The organism is Ignavibacteriota bacterium (assembly GCA_019637995.1).
Classification (GTDB): Bacteria; Bacteroidota; Ignavibacteria; order Kapaibacteriales; family UBA2268; genus JANJTB01.
Genome location: JAHBUQ010000004.1, coordinates 57,847 through 74,467 on the forward strand (window position 1 = coordinate 57,847; position 16,621 = coordinate 74,467).

The 16,621-nt window shown below is 33.7% G+C and carries 19 protein-coding genes and 1 tRNA gene; 8 read left to right on the top strand and 12 right to left on the bottom strand.

Translation table 11 applies throughout. The features are described 5' to 3' along the window. Positions 1-161 precede the first annotated feature (161 nt). From KF896_14510 to KF896_14530, 5 genes are all read right to left on the bottom strand, one after another. Positions 162-234: transfer RNA gene (locus KF896_14510), tRNA-Phe, on the bottom strand. Between the two features lie 85 nt (positions 235-319). Continuing rightward, positions 320-883: an elongation factor P gene (efp, locus tag KF896_14515; GenBank protein MBX3044921.1), complete on the bottom strand. Its 564-nt coding sequence runs from the start codon at positions 881-883 to the stop codon at positions 320-322. Positions 884-964: 81 nt separating this feature from the next. Beyond that, entirely contained in the window at positions 965-1,702 is a 738-nt protein-coding gene (locus tag KF896_14520; GenBank protein ID MBX3044922.1) for a ribonuclease H-like domain-containing protein, read from the bottom strand. Between the two features lie 9 nt (positions 1,703-1,711). Beyond that, positions 1,712-2,062, bottom strand: a complete 351-nt coding sequence (locus KF896_14525; GenBank protein ID MBX3044923.1) for a DUF1232 domain-containing protein — start codon at positions 2,060-2,062, stop codon at positions 1,712-1,714. 15 nt (positions 2,063-2,077) lie between these two features. Next, positions 2,078-2,758, bottom strand: a complete 681-nt coding sequence (locus KF896_14530) for a GPP34 family phosphoprotein (GenBank protein ID MBX3044924.1) — start codon at positions 2,756-2,758, stop codon at positions 2,078-2,080. 240 nt (positions 2,759-2,998) lie between these two features. Between KF896_14530 and KF896_14535 the strand changes: the two genes are divergently transcribed. From KF896_14535 to dnaA, 3 genes are all read left to right on the top strand, one after another. Further along, positions 2,999-3,295: a hypothetical protein gene (locus KF896_14535; protein ID MBX3044925.1), complete on the top strand. Its 297-nt coding sequence runs from the start codon at positions 2,999-3,001 to the stop codon at positions 3,293-3,295. Further along, complete coding sequence (locus KF896_14540) at positions 3,274-4,269, top strand: hypothetical protein (protein MBX3044926.1); 996 nt, start codon at positions 3,274-3,276, stop codon at positions 4,267-4,269. Before KF896_14535 ends, KF896_14540 begins: the two co-directional genes overlap by 22 nt. 654 nt (positions 4,270-4,923) lie before the next feature. After that, complete coding sequence (gene dnaA / locus KF896_14545) at positions 4,924-6,408, top strand: chromosomal replication initiator protein DnaA (GenBank protein MBX3044927.1); 1,485 nt, start codon at positions 4,924-4,926, stop codon at positions 6,406-6,408. A 4-nt stretch (positions 6,409-6,412) separates the two neighbouring features. On the opposite strand, the gene KF896_14550 is transcribed toward dnaA, so the two are convergent. The 4 genes from KF896_14550 to KF896_14565 form a co-directional block, all read right to left on the bottom strand. After that, positions 6,413-7,045, bottom strand: a complete 633-nt coding sequence (locus KF896_14550) for an ABC transporter ATP-binding protein (protein ID MBX3044928.1) — start codon at positions 7,043-7,045, stop codon at positions 6,413-6,415. Then, complete coding sequence (locus KF896_14555) at positions 7,038-8,735, bottom strand: hypothetical protein (protein MBX3044929.1); 1,698 nt, start codon at positions 8,733-8,735, stop codon at positions 7,038-7,040. The genes KF896_14550 and KF896_14555 overlap by 8 nt, the downstream gene beginning before the upstream one ends. A gap of 20 nt (positions 8,736-8,755) precedes the next feature. Next, the gene (locus KF896_14560) at positions 8,756-9,193 is read right to left on the bottom strand and encodes a hypothetical protein (GenBank protein ID MBX3044930.1); all 438 of its coding nucleotides are present in this window, start codon (positions 9,191-9,193) and stop codon (positions 8,756-8,758) included. Positions 9,194-9,284: 91 nt separating this feature from the next. After that, a complete protein-coding gene (locus KF896_14565) occupies positions 9,285-9,791 on the bottom strand; it encodes a hypothetical protein (GenBank protein ID MBX3044931.1) in 507 nt (168 codons plus the stop codon). Positions 9,792-9,970: 179 nt separating this feature from the next. Here KF896_14565 and KF896_14570 point away from each other — a divergent pair, with 179 nt between their 5' ends. The 5 genes from KF896_14570 (at position 9,971) to KF896_14590 (ending at position 14,015) form a co-directional block, all read left to right on the top strand. After that, complete coding sequence (locus KF896_14570; protein MBX3044932.1) at positions 9,971-10,609, top strand: hypothetical protein; 639 nt, start codon at positions 9,971-9,973, stop codon at positions 10,607-10,609. Between the two features lie 90 nt (positions 10,610-10,699). Then, on the top strand, positions 10,700-11,602 hold the full coding sequence (locus tag KF896_14575) for a DUF4349 domain-containing protein (GenBank protein ID MBX3044933.1): 903 nt from the start codon (positions 10,700-10,702) through the stop codon (positions 11,600-11,602). 81 nt (positions 11,603-11,683) lie between these two features. After that, positions 11,684-12,118: a ribosome silencing factor gene (gene rsfS / locus KF896_14580; GenBank protein ID MBX3044934.1), complete on the top strand. Its 435-nt coding sequence runs from the start codon at positions 11,684-11,686 to the stop codon at positions 12,116-12,118. Between the two features lie 2 nt (positions 12,119-12,120). Further along, entirely contained in the window at positions 12,121-13,752 is a 1,632-nt protein-coding gene (locus KF896_14585) for an arginine--tRNA ligase (protein MBX3044935.1), read from the top strand. 23 nt (positions 13,753-13,775) lie between these two features. Next, positions 13,776-14,015: a CDGSH iron-sulfur domain-containing protein gene (locus KF896_14590; GenBank protein ID MBX3044936.1), complete on the top strand. Its 240-nt coding sequence runs from the start codon at positions 13,776-13,778 to the stop codon at positions 14,013-14,015. 69 nt (positions 14,016-14,084) lie between these two features. Here KF896_14590 and rpmB read toward each other — a convergent pair whose 3' ends face one another. From rpmB to KF896_14605, 3 genes are all read right to left on the bottom strand, one after another. After that, positions 14,085-14,306, bottom strand: a complete 222-nt coding sequence (gene rpmB / locus KF896_14595; GenBank protein ID MBX3044937.1) for a 50S ribosomal protein L28 — start codon at positions 14,304-14,306, stop codon at positions 14,085-14,087. Positions 14,307-14,381: 75 nt separating this feature from the next. Continuing rightward, on the bottom strand, positions 14,382-15,569 hold the full coding sequence (locus KF896_14600; protein ID MBX3044938.1) for a glycosyltransferase: 1,188 nt from the start codon (positions 15,567-15,569) through the stop codon (positions 14,382-14,384). Beyond that, on the bottom strand, positions 15,566-16,501 hold the full coding sequence (locus KF896_14605; protein MBX3044939.1) for a glycosyltransferase: 936 nt from the start codon (positions 16,499-16,501) through the stop codon (positions 15,566-15,568). The genes KF896_14600 and KF896_14605 overlap by 4 nt, the downstream gene beginning before the upstream one ends. Between the last annotated feature and the right edge of the window lie 120 nt (positions 16,502-16,621).

Sequence of the window (16,621 nt, forward strand, 5' to 3'; positions counted from 1 at the left end):
CCAGATTAGACTGTGCGATAATTGTACCGGAATGTGTCGCTTTCTGTCGCACTTTGTCGCACTTTGTCGCAGTCATTGAATATATTTAATTGCCTGAAAATAAGCATCAACACTAACGAAAAAAGGCTGTGATTGCTTTCACAGCCTTTCTAAATTTTAGGTGGTCAGAGAGGGAGTTGAACCCCCGACACGAGGATTTTCAGTCCTCTGCTCTACCAACTGAGCTACCTGACCCTGTCGTCCAAAATAGGAACTACAAAAATAAGAAGATTTTTTGAAATAAACAAAATATTTTTGAAATATTCGCAAAAAATTAAGATTATTCCTTAACTCTTTCGATGTAGGTTTCAGATTTTGTATCCAATCTTATTAAGTCACCTTCATTTACAAATAAAGGAACATTTATTATTGCTCCAGTCTCTAAAGTAGCGGGCTTGAGTACATTTGTTGCAGTATCACCTTTTAATCCCGGCTCAGTCGCTATTACTCTCAAATTAACATGCTGCGGTACATCAACCGAAAGAACGGTTTCATTATCAAATGCTATGATTACGTTTTCATTATCTTTCAAAAATCTGATTTCATCGCCAATTGTATGAGCCGGCACATAAATCTGCTCGTAATCATCAAGATTCATGAATACTAAATTCTCGCCATCTTTATAAAGATACTGATAATTGCGTCTGCTTACCGAAACCATATCAACTGTTTCACCTGAGCGAAATCTGTTTTCAATGATTTTTCCAGTTTTTACATTTCGCATTTTAGTTTGATAGTAAGCTCCACCCCTGCCTGTCTGAACATGTTGAAATTCAACAATCGAAAAAATTTCGTTGTTGTATTTAAGCATTGCATTTGCTTTAAAGTCTGATGTTGTTGCCATTATTATATCAATTATTAATATTTTAAAAAACGAAGTAACGGCAAACAACTATTTTTAGTATAGAATTAAATTTAAATATAATCAAAATTTGAGATAATTATACCAAACCAAAAAAAGCTCCCAAGTAGCATTGATGTCCCTCATACAATATTCTGATATTTCAATAATTTTGCCATCATTAAAATACTGTCCGACCATAGAGCCGTCAACACCTTCACTTTTTGGCGATTTTATACCAAATGTGCGTGTATAAAAATCAAAATTAAATCTTTTTGAAGCTGAATAAGGGCTTGGGTTATAAAACGTCAGCTCATCAATCAAATCAACATGCATCGGATAGTTAAATTTGGTTCCGCTCATCAAATTTCTTGATGGTTTAATTCTGTGAATAGCAGAGCGTAACATCAAAAATGGAGCGTCAAAATTTCTGCCGTTGAAGGATATGAGTGAAGCTTGGTCATATTTGTGTAGTAATTTCCAAAAATCTTCAAGCAATTTTGCTTCATTTGTCAAAAAGCAATCATCACCTGTACTAAGCTTAATATGTTCTTTTTTTCCATATTCAAATTCATTATCAACAGAGAATGCCGCTCTGCCAATTTGTTCCCAGCCTCCCAATTCGGTTGATTGCATCAATTGAGTTCCAATACAAACCACCTGAGCAGTAATTGGCGAAAGCGCCATTTCAAATTTTTTAGATTGCTTTTCCTCATCAGTTGAAGTATTCCTGAGAATATATTCCTGCTGCGACTCAGAAAGCGAGTCAAAGTCTAAAGGTGCTGTTTCAATATCGAAAATTAAATATTGTTGTTTTCTCATAAGTTGAACTCACTTTTTCTTGAATATTTTTTTTATTATTTCTCCAGCTTTATGATTATGCTCAGGCTTGATATGAGCCCAAATCATCGCAGTAGCTGAAATAAGTGCTGTTAAATCATCACTGAATCCTATGACGGGTAGTACATCAGGAATAGCATCAAGAGGGAAAATAAAATATCCCAGCGAGCCGAGAATGATCGTTTTAGCCCAGGTTGGAGTATCCTTATCTCTAAGGGCAAACCACAAAGCTAATAATTTATTCAGAAATCCTCCGCCAAGACCATCTGCATACTTACGGATTTTCGTAAATAATTTATTTTCATCGTATTTATTACTGTATTTTGAAAAGTCATCTTTCATCAGTATCTCAATATATTAAAAATTGCCTACAACACTTGCAGCTGCAACAGTTCCGGCAACTGAAGATGAAATAATAGCTGTAACTTCAGCATTGATATCTGCAACAGCTTTACCTATGCTTTCATTATTAATCATTTCGTTGATGATATTCTCTGCTTGACGACGTTCATCTTTTAAAAACAGTTCATCAATCAGATTCGATGCCCGCACCAAACTCAAAAGTGCAAGAGTACGTTCGGTAGGTTCCTGATTTTCAAGCACTATAGCCCTTATGAGAATCCTCGTATGAACCTCGGGAAGTGGGTCTTTAGTTGGAAATCTGTCAATAGGTATAATCCAGAGAATCTTTTTCTCCTCTTTTTTCAATACACCTTTATTGACCAGTCCATCAATTAATCTGTCCATCAAATCATCAACAGAGCCGTTGATAGTCCTAATCCAATATTTAGCTTCTTCTGCTTCAATCTTAATTTTAATTAAATTCAATACCTCATCCAAAATACTATCACCGGTTTCTGTTGGATCTGTGACTTTAACAGAATCACCTGTCAATGAAATCTTATTTCTAAGGTGAAGCTCCAAAAGTATGGCGCCTGCTATTCCATAAGGAAGTGCTGTGGATACAGATAAAATAATTTCGCCGGACTCGTCATCAAGTCCAAGCAGTAATAATTCTTCAGCTAATGTGAGTTCCATAACGATTATTAAATATGTTAAAAAATTTTCCCTAATATAATTGATTTTTTTCAAATAGTAAAAATTTTTTTCATATTTTTCTAAACAATCACAACATTATACAACTAAATTCTGATAAATTTTATTTTATATAAAAAATACCCGGCAAAATCAATATAAGATTTTGTTTTATTCATTTCCTTGATATATTTTTGTAAAAAATAATGTTAAGAAAATTGTAATTATGCCGAAATTATTAATATGAATGGTTTAGAATTTCTTAAGCTGAAAAGTTATCTTGGCAAGAAAGAAGCCGTAGCGCCCAAAACATATCTTGATGAATTGGCTGAAAATGGTATGCTCGATGATTATTTGGATGTATTTTTCAGTGCAAAAATCCACGAAGACCCTGATTTCAAAGAAAGACTTTACGATTCATATTACAAATATTCACAAGATACAAACGAGAATTTAGAAATTCACTATCTTGAGGAAATGTGCGAAAGTTTAAGTTTTTTTATCGAATTAACTGAAAGATGTACGAATCAAAAGCAATAAGACCGGAGATCAAAGGGCTCTTTGATACTATCAGGCAGCAAGCAATCCGCTATGCTGAAGCTTTCGATTTGCTCGACAAACAAAGACTTGAGTACGAAAATTATATCCTTCAGTTAAAAGCCACAAATGAAGATGTTTACCGAACAACTAGTAATGAACTATTCAATCTAAAACAAAAATACGAAGAATTAATCAAGCTTGTTAAGCTTGAAAGTTCTCAAATCAGTCAAAAATATTCTGAGCTTAAAGATTTAAAACAGCTACAAACCAGTTATTTTTCAGCACTCGAATCAATAAAAGTAATACAAACCTCTCTTGAGCAGCAATTTAATATTTTAAAAAAAGGAGTTGATGATTTTACAACACATTCTGAAGATATAAAAAACTCAGCAGATACCAAAGTAGATGATTTTTTGAAATCTTCATTCGATAGAATTGATGAGATGATTAAAACTCAATATAAAAAATTTGAAGACAAAATTGCCCATAAAGTAAGACATATTGAGGGAAAAATTATAAATAATGACGAAATTTACTGGGCATTTCAAAACAAGTATAAGGAAGACCTGAAAAATGTTTTAACTGAGTTTGATGACTTCAGAAGACAATTTCTGAAAAGTGAATTTGATAGAAATAATGAAGTTTTATTTACCGGCGTAAGTAGTCAGGATAACCTGAACGATGTAACAAATAAACTAAAACAAATAGACGCAACCATACAAAGGTTAGAAGAGAATGTAAGCTCTACGGTCAGTAACTCTTCAAAAACACTCAGAACATTCGATACAAGTTCTGCGTCAACTCAGTCCTCTGATTTTAATACTATCAACAAGCTCACAGCTCATGATAAGGAAATAAATTCTCTTAAAAAAGAAATTTCTGATTTTTCAAAAAGTACTTCAATGATTAAAATTGCTGCCTTTCTATCATTGACAGCAGCTTTACTATCAATTATTTTGAACTTTCTGCTGTAAATTTCAACTCACTTTTCAACTCTACCAGTTTATCATATTGTAAAAATTCGTTTTTGATAAATAATTTGTTTTTTTATAGATTTAAATAAGAGTAATTTATCTTTAAAAATTTCATGACAAAAAAAAAAGCCTTAAACAATTATTAATAATGTGATTAAGAGATTTAATCATTTAGTTCTAATTAAAATATCATTTAATATTGTTAATTTCCAAAGTTAAGATTGTGATAATATTATTTGCTTAAATGATTATATTTTTCAATATTTTAGCTAATTATTGGTTAATTTTAATTGAATATTTCAAAGTCATATTCCTTGAAAAATACCTTAGAATCTTATCAAAAAAATATTTATTTTTAATTAACAGAATATTAACATTCTAACTTGTTGAAAGCAAAAATGTTTAAATTTTCCAAGAAAAATAGTTTCAAAAATAAAAATTTTTTTGTTGTTTGTTATCAAAAAAAATTGCTATTTTGAATTGAAATTTTTGGTAAATTTATATAAAGTTTTCTTTGAAAACATATTCGCACTAAAAAATACCTAAAAAATGGTAAACTACAAAACATATTTAGGTATTTTTTTGTCTGAATCTGTTGTGAAATCTTGTATGTTACTAATAATCAACTATTTAGCAACACAAAAAAAGATTACTATGAACAAACAGAGTTATACTGAATCAGAATTAAAAATAAGTCAAAATGGCTTTTCAGCTACAATTAATGGCAATGATTTACTATCACCAGCCATCAAAAACCATGCTGATGAATTATGGTCAAAATCATTGAGAATTATCAAAGATAATGTTGGTAATCAGGTTTTTAAAACTTGGTTTAAACCCATCAAAGCCTTGGAATGGATGAATAACCGACTAACCTTGTCAGTACCAAGTCAGTTTTTTCATGAGTGGATTGAAGAACATTATTATGATTTGTTGAGAAAAACTATATCTCAGTTTTTTGGTGAATCGGCTGAAGTCGAATATAAAATTGTTTTTGATGCAATTGAAGATGATACTAAAACACGTGAGATTAGTCTTCCCGGATTCCGTCATGACCCTAAACCGGCTCAAAATACACTGCCATTTGAACCAATATTGCTCAGCCAGAAAGAATTTCCTACATTTTTAAATCCAAAATATACATTAGATAATTTTATAACCGGGGAATCCAATCAGCTTGCTTCATCAGCTGCCAGAGCTATCAGCGAAAACCCGGGAAAGACAAAGTTTAACCCTCTTGTAATTTATGGAAATACAGGGCTTGGCAAAACGCATCTTGCGCAGGCTATCGGAAATCATGTTTCGAAATCATATCCCCGTCTTAGAGTGCTTTATACTGATTGCGAAAAATTTACTTTAGAGTTCATTAGCGCCATTCAAAATAATACAGTCAGTGATTTTTCTAATTTTTACAGGTCAATAGATGTACTCATAGTAGATGATATACATTTTTTAGCCGGCAAAGAGCGTACTCAGGACAATTTCTTCCATACTTTCAACTCATTATACCAAGCCGGAAAACAAATCATACTGACAAGCGACAGACCCCCCAAGGAACTTGTTGACCTTGATTCCAGATTGATTTCGCGTTTTCAGTGGGGACTCATCACTGATGTTAAAATCCCTGATTATGAGATGAGAATGGCTATAATTCAAAAGAAAAGCAAAGATGAAGGTATCGAGATGCCGCTTGATGTCATTGAATATATCGCCAGAAATGTAAAATCAAATGTTCGTGACCTCGAAGGAACATTAATCGGCATAATCGCACGTGTTACATTCGACAAAAAACCGCTTTCAGTTGACCTTGCCAAAGAAGTTATTTATTGTAATAATCAACCAAAATTTGAAGATATTACTATTGATTATATCAAAAGAGTTGTTGCAGAGTATTTTGGTATGAGTACAGATATCCTTATCAGCAAATCCAGAAAGCATGCTATAGCCCTACCCAGACATATTGCAATTTATCTTACAAAAAGCCTTACAACAACTCCGCTAAAAGGAATCGGTGCCGAGTTTGGCGGTCGTGATCATTCTACAATTTTGCACAGCTGTCAGACTGTAGATGATTACATTGCGACAGACAAGAAAGTAAAATCTGATGTAGAAGAGTTATTCAAGATGTTGAAGAGATAGATTTTTATTGATTTGAGACTTCATAGCAATGACTGCAAAGCGATTTTTCCCGCTCTTCATTTGTGGCTATAACCACAGCGCCGCCGCCGGCTGCATGATTTACTATTATTTTATTAATAATTTCTATACCATCTAAATCAAGATTAGTAGTAGGTTCATCAAGGAATAGAATTGTCGGATTAGTTTGTAAAGCTAATATAAACTTCATTCTTTGCTTCATCCCCGAAGAAAAATTGCGTATTGGAGTATTTTTATGTCTAATGAGTTTAAAATCTGTGAGCTGTCTATTGAGCTTGTCGTAATCCGGATTTACTGCTCTTAAATCAGCTGAAACTTTATAATGCTCTATAGGTGTAAACTCTTCATAAAGATTTAAATATGGTGCTACAAGAGCAATTTCATCTTTTACGTCGTTGAAAGAAACTTTCTTATCATCAACTTTTAAATCAATACTTCCTGATGTATGAGAAAGAACCCCTGTCATTACTTTAACAAGAGTGGACTTACCTGAACCGTTAGAGCCTGTTAAAGCAATTATACTTCCATTGGTAAAATTCAGATTCAGATTCCTAAATATGAAATGTTTACGTATGAACGACTTTGATAGGTCTTTTACGATATAGTTAAATTTAATCATTGATTACAACAAATTTGCCGATTGTTACATTATCTCCGTCGTGAATTCCGAAAATATAAACGCCTGAAGCAATTTCAGAAGGAATTTTATCCCAAACCAGGACTTTGTTTTGATTATTTACTGTTACTTGCAAATTGTCTGCATAAATCTGGTGCATCTCGCTGTTATACACAACTAAAAGCAACTTTGAATAAAGCTCTGATTTTTCAGGAGCAGGAAACAGCATATAAATATCAATATTCTTTCTAAATGGATTAGGATAGGCGTAAGAAATATCTACAGTTCTTCCACCGGGTTTAACAATCAAATTTGAACAGATAAAATTGGGGTCTATTTCAGAATCTATCCAGTAATTAATCCTATCAAGTTTATTGCTATTGGTAATTTCGTTATCGGCTACTCTCCAAAAATAATTTTTACTTACTGATAATTGTCGCGTCGCTGAATTTATATCCAGATTTGCCATCATAATATCAAGAGTGTCATCGGTAATATCACCTGAAGCAGGAAAGTAAAATCTCAGCATCCGGAATTCCAAAGGTGCCATCACGCCGGATGTTGAGTTTGATGGTGGTGAGAAAAAGATATTACTGAAAGGCTCAACCTCCGGAAGTTCCTCTGCATTTGAGAAATACTTACCTTCAATCGAACGATTGCCAGTATGATATGCCCATTCAAGAAACTCACACCATGCATCACGCATGCTTGAACCATAATCCTTAAGTGATAAATCTATGGCAGTATAAACCTCATTACCCTCGCTTACTTTCTCCCACATTAATCTCATAATTCCAATACCGAATTTTTCTATCAGGTATTTATTAAAAATCGAATGTCCGTATCCTGTGAATGCATCGTCAATACCAAATGGATAAATTGATGGGTTTTTGAACAAGCCTCTTACATACTGAAGATAATCTTTAACTTCAGGAAAAAATACAAATTCCATTGCAACTGCATTCATCTCCATAACAGTAAGTCCCGGGTGGCTGGCACCATACATAAATTGTATTGCATGGAAGAACTCATGAGCAACAGTAACTTTCATTGAAGGTATGCCGGGATAACGAAATGCCTGAACTGTTTTGCCTCCTTTTGGTCTGATTGAATCAGTTGCTGCAAAGTCATTGTCTATAATAATATAAGTGTAGTTTGTAGAAAATGGAGTCGAGGAAATATAATCAGAATTTGCCCAGTAAGTGATACCATAAGTGCCACCGTAAGAATAATCGGATACAGAAGTATCATCATCGCTATTACCTATATCATATAAATATACATCATAATGGTCGGAACCTCTGCCACCCCTATCCGGATAAGGTGACCTGAAACCTAATTCATTGATGTAAATGTCAAATACATAATCAAAATAATAGCATACCGAATCGACATAATCCGGAATATTATTTTGATTTTTGTCTAACATTGGAGGAGCATGTACTCCGGTAGTATCGAAATGAATCTTGAATTTACCGCTTGGGGAAATGACATTTCTGTGTCCAACTGCAGGCTCATCGTCACGCCATTCAATAGTACGCTGGAGATACTCGCGTCCTTCAGAGGTAAAAGTAAGGTGAGTACCGCATTTAGTTCCGCAATCCTGACAGCCTTTAATGTCATTTGAATAAATAGAAAGCGATGATGTTAGAAATGTCAGTAGTATTCCAAACAAAAAAGAGTATTTAATCATTTTTAATGCCCGGGAAATAATTATCTGAACATTTCCTTAATCATACCCCAAGTTCTTCTGATACTGCTGGGCTGGTGCTTGATTAACGCAACATCTGAATATGAAAAAGTATTGTTTGCATAAACAATTTTAAGACGATAATTATAAGTCTTCTGTGTCATTAAATCATCGTTTCCTTCATAAGTATCCTGCTTCATAAAAGCTTCCGTATCCACATAGCTGTAAGTACTTGGAGTACCTTTTGCGAGCTGATGAGTTATTCGCTTGAATGAATTATTGGATGTGGTGCTACGCTCAAGCTCGAATCGTCTGACTCCATCTTCACTCGTTGATGTCCAGCGAATAGTTACAGAATCACCGTTCGATTCAGCAGAGAAATTCTGTATAATCGAATTACTTGCTAACAGTCCTAAAACTGAGGTAATTAAAACAAAAAATATTATTTTGATATTTTTCATAGTACAAAATTAAGCATATTTTCATTAATAGAAAAATAAATTTTATGTTAATTTATAAAAATACTCTGTAAGTTGATATAAAATATAATAATTATTCTTCCAAAACAATCACTATATCCTGTTCCCAACTGTACTCAGGAAATTCTTCAATTTTTCCTACAAGCTCTAATTCCTTATAAATCAACAAAGTAGGCACAAGTTTAATCTCAATATTATCAATGTCAGTATCAGTAATCTTCTTATCACGCCCCACACCAATTATTCGGTATTGAACGGAATCTATATTACATTCGTCAAAAATTTTAATCAGTTTGGGCAATTCCGACTTAGTGTCTCCGCACCAAGAACCTGCAATTATTACGAATGATATATCTCCGGTATTTACCAACTCTTTGATTCTATCAATCTGAATTTTATCTGTTTGATAAGATTCAGCAGCAACAATATTCCAACCGGTTTCAGAAAACCAATCATTTACACTGCACTGACCAAGTAGAATTAGACGATTGGAGTCATCGAAATATTTTTCATATCCAAAACTTATAATAAAGTTAGGGTAAATTACTAAAAATATAACAATATTTAAAACTAATTTCAATTTGCATACCTGATAATATATCATATAGACGCTTATAATTATGAAATAGTTACAATTAGTGACTTTTTTGATTAAAATTGTACATATTTTTGAAATATTGCTTTTTTATTTTGCAAAAACAATATCAAATTATTAAATTTAATATTAATTTTTAGTCAAATTTTAAAAAAGGTATTTCTATGAAAAGGTTATTGGCGATTTTAGTACTTTTTTCAGCATTCAGTATCAATTCAATAGCTCAATCACCCGAGTTTGCGAGAGAATCAAATAATTATCTTATGGGTATCGGACCTGTAATCGGATTTAAAATGGGCGTTAATGCCGCAGAAGTTCCTGATGGTGTTAAAAATGGGGTAGCTGCTGCTGCAATGCCTGATTTCGGGGCTCAGTTCTATATGCCTTTTGACCCGGAAAATAAAATGGGACTCATAATTGATGCAGTCTATGCAAATTATCCATATCTGCTAAAAACAGGCGGCGCAGAACTTACCGATAGATTTCAATATTTCGGATTAGGAGCAAATTTCTTTTTATCAGGCTTCACAGTTGGTTTTAATTTTGGCTTTCCTCTTGGCGGCGAAAGGTCAACTCCTGCAGGCGAACTGGAAATTGATGCAGCTCAGCTGAATACAATGATTGAGTTTCGGATTGGAGGGAATTTCACACTAAACGAAAGTAATTTTGGAAGACTTGTACTTTTCATTAATGCCGGTTATCAGATTAATGGTCAATATACTGATGAAATGAATCAAGGAACTTACAATCCGCATCCTGCTTCCCTGCAGCTTGGACTTGGATATATTCTTAACCTGCAATAAATTTGATTATTATACTTATCTAAAGTTTGTTGAAATGATTTTTGATAAAATGATTTTCGACAAACTTTTTTTATTTTTTTGGAGAATAATATGAAACTCTCATCGAACCTGAAAATCAAATTCTTCAGTTTGTTTTTTTTATCAATATTTTCATTTTTGATTATTTCTTGTGGTGGCAGTAGCGATAACAACGATAAACCCGAAAAGTTGGCAATTTCAAAAATGGCATTAGAAGATATGCCGGATCGAAGTCTGAATTCTCCGGTTCAGGATTTCCAATTGACTAAAGCAAATCATGAAAATCTCGGTAAAGATGAAGCTTTATCTCCGAAAAAAATGCTTATCAAAAATGGAAATGTAAGAATAAAAGTTTCTGATGTAACTAAAGCAAAAAATGCAGTTGATAAAATTATCGAAAACTATGATGCATACTATATCAATGAAAATCTTAGTAAGGATGAGTACAGATACAGTTATTATTTAACCATAAAAATACCCTCAAGTAAGTTTGATGAAATAATTAGAGATATTTCCAAAATTGATGGTTCATTAACAGAACTTTCTGTTAATTCGGAAGATGTTACTCAGGAATATTTCGATTTGGAAATCCGCTTAGGGAACAAATCAGCATATTTGGATAAATATCGCGATATTCTCAAACAAGCTAAGACTATTAAAGAAATTCTGGAAGTTGAGGAAAAAATCAGGATTATTGAAGAAGAGATTGAGTCTGTAAAAGGCAGAATAAAATATTTGAGCCAGAGGGCTGCATACAGCACATTGAGCCTTGATTTGTATCAGGTCAATCACATAACAATTAATCCTGAGGATGGTTTTTTCTCAAGAATACTTGATTCTTTCATTAAGGGCTGGAAAGCACTTACCGAATTTATTATTTTCACGATTGTTTTGTGGCCCTTTATAATTATCTTCGGTATAACCGGATATATTGTTTATAGAATAATCAGGAAATCACATATAAAAAAAAGCTAAAATTCAAATAATACAATATTAAGGCATTATAACGTTATATATTCTTTTAATAATGTTAAATATTTTTGGATATCAATAGGATTGTCTAAATACGGAAAACCACGTTCAACTAAAGGCTTAGCAACTTTGTGTGCTAAACTTGCTGATGATAAACTTGCAGATGAAATTATACTTATCAATCTTGGTTCAATAGAGCATGCACCTGCCGATTTCTTTGTAATTTGCAGTTGCGATTCTGATATACAGGTCGAGGCTGTTGTAAGCAATATAGACCGAACATTCAAAACAATGGAATTAATTCGTCCAAAAGTTGAGGGCTTGGAATCAAAAAACTGGGTTATACTTGACTTTTTCGATGTTGTAGTTCATGTTTTTCTCAAAGAAGCACGTAATTATTATAAATTGGAAAAATTATGGGGAGATGGTGAATTCTTTGAACTCAATAACTCGCGTGAACTACGAAAAGTAAATAACAAAGATCTTATAAATGTAATCAAGGATAAGGTGCTGAATTAATTATGCTTAAAGATACTGCCGAAAATTTATTTAAACAATCACTCGAAAATGCTTACCCCGAAATTTACCTTGATGTAATTTGTGAAACTCCAAAAAATCCCGAACACGGGGATTTTTCTGTTAATATTGCAATGCAGCTTGCCAAACCACTTGGAATGCCACCACGTAAGATAGCTGAAAAGATAATCGAAGGGCTTAATGATGATTTGCAAATTATTGAAAAAGTTGAAATTGCAGGTCCCGGATTTATCAATATTAAATTTAAAAATGATTTTGTTGCCGGTTCTTTATCTTATATAATAGATTTAGATAAAGAGTTCGGTCGTAGCGACATCGGAAAATCCCAAAAAGTGAATGTAGAATATGTAAGCGCCAATCCTACAGGACTTTTGCATTTAGGTCATGGTAGAAATGCCGTCATAGGTGATACAATATCAAATTTGTATGAAGCTTTGGGCTACGATGTAACCAGAGAATATTATTTCAATAATGCCGGTAATCAGATGAATAATCTTGCAAAATCAATTTTCGCAAGATATAATCAAATTAATACACCTGATTTCCCATTCCCCGAAGACGGTTATCACGGTGATTATATCAAACTGATTGCCGAAGATTTAAAAAAAGAGTATCCCGAAGGATTTCCCGGTTCGGAAAGTGAAGTACTTGAACTTTGCAGACTTAGCGGTGAGAAATGGTGCTTTGCCAAGATTACTAGTACTCTTGAGAGAATGAAAATATCTCAGGATGTATTCTATAATGAAGATACACTCTACAAAGACGGCAAAATTGAGGAAGTAATAAGCGAATTCAAATCTCTTGGTTTAGCTTACGAAAAAGATGGAGCTTTGTGGCTTAAATTATCTGAAATGGGGCTCGAAGATGACCGTGTGATTGTCAAATCAAGTGGAGAACCTACATACAGACTACCTGATATCGCTTATCACCGTGAGAAATTCAAGCGGGGTTTCGACATATTGATTGATGTATTCGGAGCTGACCATATAGCTACTGTACCCGATGTATTAGCCGGCGTAAAAGCTTTGGGATATGACTCTGACAAAGTTAAAGTATTAATTCATCAATTTGTCAGTCTGACCGAGAATGGTCAGCAAGTCAAAATGAGCAAACGAACAGGTAAAAGTTATACCTTAGATGATTTACTTGACGAAGTGGGAGAAGATGTTGTAAGATTCTTTCTCTTAATGCGTTCGATTGGCACTCATCTTGAGTTTGACTTATCTCTTGCACGTGAACAAAGCGATAAGAATCCTGTATTTTATCTTCAGTATGCTCATGCAAGAATCTGTTCAGTATTTGATAAAGCAGCTGAGTTGCAAAATATTGAATATGACTTAAGCCTTTTAAATTCGCCTGAAGAACTGAATTTGATTAAAAAACTTCATTTATTACCGGATACAATTATCGCCTCAGCAAACAAATTTGAGCCGCAAATACTTGCTGAATATTTAAGAGAAACAGCTGGATTATTTCATGCATTTTATCATAACCACAGAATAATCGGTGTAGATGAAAAACTCGGTGCGTCAAGACTTAAGTTAGCAAAAGCTACAAAAACTGTAATTGGAAACGGTCTCAGAATACTTGGAATTAATGCCCCCGAACGTATGTAATATAAATTTATAGGAAGGAAAAAATGATGGAAGTAGTAATTGCTCAAAAGCATTCATACAAAGTTGAATTAGAAGCCGGAACTTATTGGTGGTGTGCCTGCGGAAGGTCTGCAAAACAGCCTTTCTGCGATGGCTCTCATAAAGGTACAGGGTTTTCTCCGACAGAATTAGTAATAAGCGAAAAGAAACTTTATGCCCTCTGCGGTTGTAAACATGCTCCGAAAGCCCCTTTCTGCGATGGAACGCATAGAAATCTTGAATAAAAAATAAATAAAAGCGGCAGTTTTAAGAACTTCTTAAATCTGCCGCTTTTAAAATTTTTTGTCAAAAAATTATGCTGATAATTCCTTGAGCATGGCTTTGTAGCCTTTTTTATCTAATGTTCTGATAGCCTTAGCTGTAACTTTCAATGTAATCCAGCGACCTTCTTCAGGAATCCAAATTCTTTTCTTCTGAAGGTTAGGCAAAAATCTTCTTCTGGTCTTATTGTGAGCATGAGAAACATTGTTGCCCGTTAAGACGCCAGTGCCGGTTAATTCACATCTTCTTGCCATTTTATTATCCTTTAGTAAATTTCATTTTTAAACGAACTCAAAAATACACTTTTTTTTGGAATTTACCAAAATATTTTAGCCGTTTATAAGATTTTGATAACTATTATATATAATTCCTATACTTTTTTCCCAAGTATAATTTTCTAAAATATAACTTCTTGCCGCCCAGCCAAGTTTTAAGGCTTCTTGCGGATTATTCGTGAGATACTTAATATGCCTCAAATAATCTTCTTTATTCCTCGCAATAATTAATCCTTCATTTTCACCGGCTTTGATACCTTCTGCCGATACAGGCGAAGCTATAACAGGGAGTTCCATAGCCATTGCCTCGAGAATTTTAATTCTGATACCACCACCAACAAATAGTGGGGCTATATAGATTCCTGCAGCACTCATGTATGGAATCACGCTTGGAACAAATCCAAGCACATCTGTATTTTTACAAAAATGGAACTCGGCAGGCGGATTTTTCCCCAAAAGCTGAAGCCGTATTTCAGGATTGATTATAGCTAATCCGGGCATTACTTCATTCAGAAACCATCTGATTGCTTCTATATTATGAATCCAGTCATAAGTGGTGGCATGAATTAGCGTGGTCACTTTTTTTTCAGAATCAATTCTTTTCCAGTTATCAAGATTGATTCCGGGACCGGCAACGACAATATTAGCATTAAGTGAAATGTGCTTTGCAAGCTCTGCATCTTCATTAGTAATGGGAAAACTGACCGAAGCTTTTCCTATAAGCTCTGCTTCACGCCTTAGCAATTTTCTTGTTTGATTTGAAATATACACTTTCTTAGGGTCAAACTTTGATAGTCTTGACAAGTATCTTTTCCAAATAAGATGTTCTACATTATGCAGACGTATTCCGGCTGGAATTCCTAAAGCCTCCTGAAGTCTTATTGCAATAGGCGCCATTGCGGTATGGTCAGCATGAATTATATCAAATTGTTCAACTTTTGCTAACTTCAGAAGGTAATTAAAAATTTCATCGGAATAATGTTTAGTTAGGTATAACGGCTCTTTTTGAAATAAAGACTTTAAAATAAGTGGCAGGGTGTTTTTAGTAGAATGTTTGTATAATATAATTTTACCAATTTTTTCAGCATTTTTTAGTAATTCCTTTGGAGGTTCCGATAAAGAAAAACAAAAGAAAGTAACATCAGCTTTCATCGCTAATTGTCTGAAAGTGCTGGCTATTCCAATTTTTCCGCCATCAGTTTCAGGGAATGGAAACTGAGGAGCAAGCTGAAGTATTTTCATTTCTTTTTGAATAATTTTCTTGAAATTACAGATTTATAAAATAAGAACTGACTGCGAAAAGCACTTTTTCCAAGAGTAACATCATACATCAGATGCTTTGGTACAACCATTCTTTCATTCCGATAAGCCATAAATGAAACAGAAATCATTCCGAAAATACCTTCAAAATATGCAGCAGGTCTTATTTTTTTATATATTGCCTCAATTGTGGCAGTCATCAAAAATACCATCGAACGCCCTAAAGCCTTGAAAAAAGGCATATATTTCCACTGATAACGTAACAACTGTTTGTTAATCTTAACCCAGCGGTCATCAGCAATTCTGTTATTTCGTGAAGCAAAATGCAGAGTACGGATATCAGGGAAATATCTTATACTAAATCCTGCCATAATAGCTCGTGTGCAAAAATCAAGTTCTTCAAAGCCGAACTCCCAGAATCCTCCAATTTTATCAAAAACTCGTCGGCGAATACCTGCACCTGTACCGGGAAATATATTGGATTTGAATCCATCGGACGGAATATTTGTTTTATCAACCTCTAAAGGATACCACTCCCAAATCTTGTAATTATCACGTACTTCAATATCTTCAGAGCAGAGAATGTCAATATTCGGATTCTTCTCAAATATTTCGCAAACACGGCTGAATGCATTTGGATCTTCCGGGTATGAATCATCATCAGTGCGCCAGAGAATGTCACCTTTTGAACGTGCCACAGCAATATTCAGCGACCTGATATCGAAATTCTCAGGTAGCCATGTATAATCAATATCAGGAAAATCAGATTGCATCATCTCACGGGTACCATCATCAGAGCCGTTATCTACTATAATTATTTCCTTATTGGGGTGAGTCTGAGCCAAATAACTCAAAATTGTATCCCTAAGGTCTTCTCGCCTGTTTCGTGTTACTATTATTACGCTTACTTTCATACAATTAAATATGCATTCAAAAATCTTTCAAAAATAAGGAAAATATGTCAAAAAATGAGATTAATCCGAAAAAAGTTTGTTATTCTGAACTATTTCAGTTAAATTTACGTTTCTTTACAC

Bases quoted from the DNA above. Each gene is read 5' to 3' on its own strand.
- efp (MBX3044921.1), bottom strand. From the start codon at position 883: ATGGCAACAACATCAGACTTTAAAGCAAATGCAATGCTTAAATACAAC.
- KF896_14520 (MBX3044922.1), bottom strand. From the start codon at position 1,702: ATGAGAAAACAACAATATTTAATTTTCGATATTGAAACAGCACCTTTA.
- KF896_14525 (MBX3044923.1), bottom strand. From the start codon at position 2,062: ATGAAAGATGACTTTTCAAAATACAGTAATAAATACGATGAAAATAAA.
- KF896_14530 (MBX3044924.1), bottom strand. From the start codon at position 2,758: ATGGAACTCACATTAGCTGAAGAATTATTACTGCTTGGACTTGATGAC.
- KF896_14535 (MBX3044925.1), top strand. From the start codon at position 2,999: ATGAATGGTTTAGAATTTCTTAAGCTGAAAAGTTATCTTGGCAAGAAA.
- KF896_14540 (MBX3044926.1), top strand. From the start codon at position 3,274: ATGTACGAATCAAAAGCAATAAGACCGGAGATCAAAGGGCTCTTTGAT.
- dnaA (MBX3044927.1), top strand. From the start codon at position 4,924: ATGAACAAACAGAGTTATACTGAATCAGAATTAAAAATAAGTCAAAAT.
- KF896_14550 (MBX3044928.1), bottom strand. From the start codon at position 7,045: ATGATTAAATTTAACTATATCGTAAAAGACCTATCAAAGTCGTTCATA.
- KF896_14555 (MBX3044929.1), bottom strand. From the start codon at position 8,735: ATGATTAAATACTCTTTTTTGTTTGGAATACTACTGACATTTCTAACA.
- KF896_14560 (MBX3044930.1), bottom strand. From the start codon at position 9,193: ATGAAAAATATCAAAATAATATTTTTTGTTTTAATTACCTCAGTTTTA.
- KF896_14570 (MBX3044932.1), top strand. From the start codon at position 9,971: ATGAAAAGGTTATTGGCGATTTTAGTACTTTTTTCAGCATTCAGTATC.
- KF896_14575 (MBX3044933.1), top strand. From the start codon at position 10,700: ATGAAACTCTCATCGAACCTGAAAATCAAATTCTTCAGTTTGTTTTTT.
- KF896_14585 (MBX3044935.1), top strand. From the start codon at position 12,121: ATGCTTAAAGATACTGCCGAAAATTTATTTAAACAATCACTCGAAAAT.
- KF896_14590 (MBX3044936.1), top strand. From the start codon at position 13,776: ATGATGGAAGTAGTAATTGCTCAAAAGCATTCATACAAAGTTGAATTA.
- rpmB (MBX3044937.1), bottom strand. From the start codon at position 14,306: ATGGCAAGAAGATGTGAATTAACCGGCACTGGCGTCTTAACGGGCAAC.
- KF896_14600 (MBX3044938.1), bottom strand. From the start codon at position 15,569: ATGAAAATACTTCAGCTTGCTCCTCAGTTTCCATTCCCTGAAACTGAT.
- KF896_14605 (MBX3044939.1), bottom strand. From the start codon at position 16,501: ATGAAAGTAAGCGTAATAATAGTAACACGAAACAGGCGAGAAGACCTT.